This window comes from Archangium sp. (genome assembly GCF_036389735.1).
GTDB lineage: Bacteria > Myxococcota > Myxococcia > Myxococcales > Myxococcaceae > Archangium.
The window spans coordinates 1-4,082 of sequence record NZ_DASVWK010000613.1; the positions used below are offsets into that span (position 1 = coordinate 1).

Sequence of the window (4,082 nt, forward strand, 5' to 3'; positions counted from 1 at the left end):
GCCCGGGAGCGCAGGCCCGAGGCCAGGTCCCCCACCCTGCCCTTCTTCACGCCCAGCTCGTGCAGCAGGCGCGCGTCCGCCAGGGTGTGGACGCCCACCCGCTCCAGGGCACGGTCGAGCAGCGTCACGGTGGGCAGGGACAGGTCCACCTCCGCCGGGGCCGTGAGCCCCAGCCACCATCCCCGCAGGCCCTCGGACTGGGACGGGCTCGCCTGGAGCGCGTCCAGCCGTTGCCGCAAACGCGCGAGTTGGGCGCCGAGCACGCGTCAGTGCCTCCTCAGAACGAGGCCCGCAGCTCCAGCAACTGCTTGCTGAAGCGGCTGAAGTCGTCGTCGATGCCGCGCAGCACGTTCTCCAGCTTGCGCGCGCTGTCGCTCAGCTCCCCGGGGATGGCGGTGAGCTGACCGAGCACACCCTTGATGCGCACCAGCTCGCCCTCCTTGAGGGTGAGCAGCGGGAAGCGGCTCTTCACCAGGCGATCGAAGACCTGGTCCGCGGTGGCGCGGTTCTGGATGGTCTGCGGGGCTGGCAACCCGGTGAGGAGCTGGGTGAGCCAGTTGCGCAGGTACTTGAGGCGCGTCTGCACGAAGGACAGCTCCACCCGGGCCACCGCCTCGCGGACGGCCTCGGAGAGGAAGGACGTGGCGGAGGGCGGCCGCGCGAAGGCGAGCTGCCCGTCCAGCCCGATCAACGAGGCGAGCTCGCCGTCCCGGACGTGCGTGGAGAAGTCACCCCGGTAGAAGTTGTAGGCCTCACCGCTGACGGCGGCCTGGGGAGCCGGCGGCGGGCTCGCCACCTCGCGCCCGAGCTGGCTCACGTACTCACGCAGCCGCGCCTCGAGGATCTCCCGGCACTCGGCGAACACGGGCTCGGGGGCCAGGCCCTCACGCCGCAGGTTCTCCGCCACCGACTGCACCGTGCGCGCGAGCTGGTCGATGCGCTCGAAGGGCGTGGTGGACAGGACGTCCCGCGCATAGGCGGACCCGAGCGGCTGGAGCAGCTCCTGCTTCAAGCCGCGCTGCGCCGGATCCAGCTTGCACAGCGCCTGCTCCAGCAGGGTGAGCCGGCGCGAGTCCGCCGAGAGGGCATCCAGCGGATCCCTCCGGGCGCGCGTGGCCGGGAAGGCGCTCGTGGCACGCTGACGCAGGGCCGCCACCGCCCGCCGCCGCGACTCGGCCTCGGCGATCCGCAACCGGGCCACCGCGCCCGAGCTGCCCTCGGCGAGCAGCGTCAGGAGCCCGCTCACCTGGCCCAGCTCCTCGGAGAGGTTGTCCGCCAGGCCGATGAGCGCCTCCAGCACCACCGTCTCGTCGAAGGCGAGGCTCTCGGCGTTGAGGGCCATCACCTCCAGCGCCTGCATGACGAAGCGCGCCACCGCCTCGCACATGGCCTGAAGCCGTGGGCGCAGCTCCGGCGTCAGGCGGCACAGCTCCAGCGTGTCCGCGAGCGCGGAGAAGAGGACCAGTCCGGGCCGGGACTCGGAGCCCTCGACGGGCCCGCGCACCACCCGCTGCTCCACCGCCGCGAGCAGCCCGCGCGCGGCGCCCAGCAGCGCCACCCGGTTCTCGGGGTGACGGGGGCCCGGGACGAGCTTGGTGCGCAGACGCTGCGCCGTGGTGGAGACGATGCCGGGCTGGAAGTTGCGCGAGAGCGCCTCCACCGCCTTGAGATCCTCGGTCGCGCCGAGGGACCCCGCCTCGCGCTCGACGCCCGTGCCCAGCTCCGCGCGTACCTTGGTCAGCGCCGCGTCGAAGGCCTTCTGCTCGATGCGGACGATCTCCAGCTGCGCGCGCTCGCGAGGATCCACCGCCACCTTGAGGAGCAGCTCCGCCTCATCGGCCTGCGGCCCGCCGAGCAGGAAGAACCAACGCAGGGCGTCGAGGTCCTCCACGGTGGCCTCCAGGGACCTATCCGGGCGCCGGTAGAGCTGATCCCGCACCACCGCGGCCTTGAGGGCCCAGAGGGCCTTCACCACCGAGCGCTGGGAGAAGTACTTGGTGGGCACGTAGTCGGGCAGCTTGGACACCTGGGCCGTGAGGGCGCGCTCCAACTCATCGGCGAGCATCTCGATGGCCTCGAGCAGGTGGCTGGACACCGTCACCCGCTCCACGGCCTCCTGGAGCACGTCCAGGTGCTGAAGGGTGAGGGTGGCGCGCAGCTCCGGCCGCAGGTTGAAGGCGAAGCGGTGCAGCATGGCCGCGCGGCTGGGGCGCCGGGCGAAGGACTTGGGCACGAAGGAGATGAAGCTGAGCCGGTCCGCGAAGGCCAACAGCAGCTCCGGCGAGCGCGCCAGCACCTCGGAGAGGTAGCGGTTGCTCGTCATGATGGCGCACTCGATGCGGCCGCTCGTCACCCGGCGCCCGTGCTTGAGCTCGCGCTCGTGCAGCACGTTGAGGATGGAGCGCAGCAGCATGTCGCGCCCGTCGAACACCTCGTCGAGGAAGGCGTGGGTGGCGCCCAGCATGCCGTCGTCGGTGATGAACTCGGTGCGGCCCGTCTCGGTGAGCACCTTGAAGTCCACCGGACCGATGAGGTCCGTCTGCACGGTGGACTCGGCGATCTGCTTGGCGAAGAGCGAGGGCTGCCCGGTCTTCTCGTCGAGGATGCGTCCCAGCACCGCGGAGGCGATGGCGCTCTTGGCGGTGCCCGGGGGCCCCACCACGAGCACATGCTCCCGGCTCAGCAGGGCCAATTCTATCTGGGTGAAGAGGGTCTCACGCTCGAGGTAGGCCTCGCGCAGCTCCTGGAAGAAGTGGCGGAAGGCCTGGGCGGCCTGAGGGTAGACGTTCGAGGGCGAGTGGATCACGGAGGCCAGGAAGCCTACTTGAAGTGCACGGCGCACGCACCGTCCGGGCAGGCCCGCCCGGCGATGCGGAAGCGGTAGCGGGCGACGGTGCCGTAGAGCAGGTCCGCCGCCTGCCGCAGCCCGGGCACGTAATAGACGAAGAGCACCTTGCCGAGTGGCCTGCGCCCCAGCGCCCGCACCACGGCCTCGGCGCCCTCGACGACCCGCCCGTCCGGCTGGACGAGCTGCATCGCCTTCTCGCACCGCTCGGGAGAGAGGCCGGGGAAGGCGTCCAGCACGCCCTCGTCCCGGAACGAGCGCAGCTCCGTGCCGCTGCCTCCCAGCAGCCGCTCGAACTGCTTCGCGGCCCCACGGCACAGGCGGCAGTGCCCGTCGTACAGGATGACGTCATGCCCCGGGGGTGTCGTCGTCAGCGCCTTCATGCGGCTGCTCCTCCCAAAGTGAAAGGGCCGGACACACTCCCTCGTGGGAGCGCCGGCCCTCGGGTCCTACCCCGTCACATCCACTACGACTGACGGAACTCCGCGTCCACCACGTCATCCTTCGGCTTGGCGGAGCTGCCCGGAGCCGCGCCCGCGTCGGCACCCGGAGGCGGAACACCCCCCTCGGCGCCCGGCGCGCCGCCCGTGGCCTTGTACATCTCCTCGGCCACCTTGTAGCTGGCCTGCTGCAGGCGGTCCAAGGCGGCCTTGATGGCGTCCTTGTCCTGGCCCTCGCGCACCTCGTTGACGCCCTTGATGGCCGCCTCGAGCGTGGACACCGCGTCCGCGGAGAGCTTCTCGCGGTTCTCCTTCACCAGCTTCTCCGCGCCGTACACCTGCGCCTCGGCCTGGTTCTTCACCTCCACCAGCTCGCGGCGGGCCTTGTCGGCGACCTCGTTCTCCTTGGCCGCGTTCACCATCTTCTCCACCTCGTCCTTCGCCAGACCGGACGAGTGGCTGATGGTGACCTTCTGCTCCTTGCCCGTCGCCTTGTCCTTGGCGCTGACGTTGAGGATGCCGTTGGCGTCGATGTCCAGCGTCACCTCGACCTGCGGCACGCCGCGCGGCGCGGGAGGCAGACCCGTCAGGTGGAAGCGGCCGAGGCTCCGGTTGTCACCGGCCATCTCGCGCTCACCCTGCAGGATGTGGATCTCCACCTGCGTCTGGCCATCCGCCGCCGTGGAGAACGTCTCCGACTTGCGGGTGGGGATGGTGGTGTTGCGCTCGATGAGCTTGGTCATCACGCCGCCCAGCGTCTCCACGCCCAGCGACAGCGGGGTGACGTCCAGCAGCAG

Annotated in this window: 3 protein-coding genes and 1 pseudogene; all 4 read right to left on the reverse strand. The window is 70.9% G+C overall.

All coding sequences use genetic code 11. The annotated features are described in order from the left end of the window. Window positions 1–263 (reverse strand): annotated as a pseudogene (locus tag VF794_RS21475) (VWA domain-containing protein); the annotation flags it as partial. Between the two features lie 14 nt (window positions 264–277). Beyond that, on the reverse strand, window positions 278–2,803 hold the full coding sequence (locus VF794_RS21480) for an AAA family ATPase (RefSeq protein ID WP_414640935.1): 2,526 nt from the start codon (window positions 2,801–2,803) through the stop codon (window positions 278–280). 17 nt (window positions 2,804–2,820) lie between these two features. Further along, the gene (locus VF794_RS21485) at window positions 2,821–3,228 is read right to left on the reverse strand and encodes a DUF393 domain-containing protein (protein WP_331113297.1); all 408 of its coding nucleotides are present in this window, start codon (window positions 3,226–3,228) and stop codon (window positions 2,821–2,823) included. 83 nt (window positions 3,229–3,311) lie between these two features. Continuing rightward, window positions 3,312–4,082 (reverse strand): Hsp70 family protein (locus tag VF794_RS21490; RefSeq protein ID WP_331113299.1); only part of this gene is annotated, 771 nt, incomplete at its 5' end.